The organism is Vibrio sp. 10N.222.48.A3, from assembly GCF_041475345.1.
Classification (GTDB): domain Bacteria; phylum Pseudomonadota; class Gammaproteobacteria; order Enterobacterales; family Vibrionaceae; genus Vibrio; species Vibrio tasmaniensis_A.
In genome coordinates, this window is sequence record NZ_JBFRVX010000900.1 from 1 (window position 1) to 1,030 (window position 1,030).

The 1,030-nt window shown below is 42.8% G+C and carries 1 protein-coding gene; it reads right to left on the reverse strand.

Annotated features, from left to right (window positions below):
* Nucleotides 1-432: 432 nt before the first annotated feature.
* Nucleotides 433-1,030 (reverse strand): alpha-L-glutamate ligase-like protein (locus AB4653_RS21595; RefSeq protein WP_372105310.1); only part of this gene is annotated, 598 nt, incomplete at its 5' end.

A 1,030-nucleotide genomic window follows, 5' to 3' on the forward strand; every position in this document is an offset into this window, starting at 1 on the left:
GATATAACTAAAATCGTTAAACAGATTAGGCCGCTAATTGTTAGCATAATCTTATTTTTGACGGTCATCAGAGCATTTCCTTAACAGTTGTTGCTTATTTTATTGACTAAATTATCCGTATGCTAACATAGGGTTACAATTTATTTGTTGGTCGTTTTGTAAGGGAACGTCGTTACAAACAAGCAGTGTGAATACTTATGCGTGGGATTTACAGTGAATAGGGTATCTACACAAATTTGATGGGTTTTAATTGATTTTGATGGTGCGTATTTTTCTACTTCCTAGGCGGAATTAGCACAAATAAGTACCTTTTAATCTATTTTTGGTGTGAATGTGTTGCTGAAGTAAGCGTATAGAAAGGATTGGGATGCAAGGGGAGATAACCCCAAACACCCCAAATTTTGGCCTAAAATTTAAGTGACAAAATTTTGACTAGTTGTGACCGAACTGTTTTGCAGCGTAAGCAACACGCTCCGCAGGTTTTGGATATTCAGCAGGCGTGCCAAGGTTTTCAATATGATGCAGTCTAGGAAGTAGCCCCGCGCCGTTCGCTATTTGGATAGCTAAACCAGGTCGAGCATTAAGTTCTAGTACCATAGGGCCTTCTTCTTGGTCTAATACCATGTCAGTACCCATATAGCCTAAGCCCGTCATTTCCCAAGCACTTGATGCTAGAGTTAACAGCTTTTCCCAGTGAGGAACTTGTAATAACGCGAGTTCTTTACCCGTATCTGGATGGTGTGTAACAGGCTGATCGAACTGAACCGCTCGAACCGCTTTACCTGTCGCAATGTCTATACCCACACCAACAGCACCTTGGTGCAAGTTAGCCTTACCATCTGAATCTGAAGTGGACAGACGCATCATCGCCATCACAGGGTAGCCTTTGAATACGATGATTCGTACGTCTGGCACACCTTCGTAGCTGAAGCCTTCAAAACACTCATCAAACTTGATGAGGTTTTCAACTACGGCCACATCGTTCTTGCCACCCAGCGAGAAAAGGCCCGCGAGCGCGTTACTGATATGG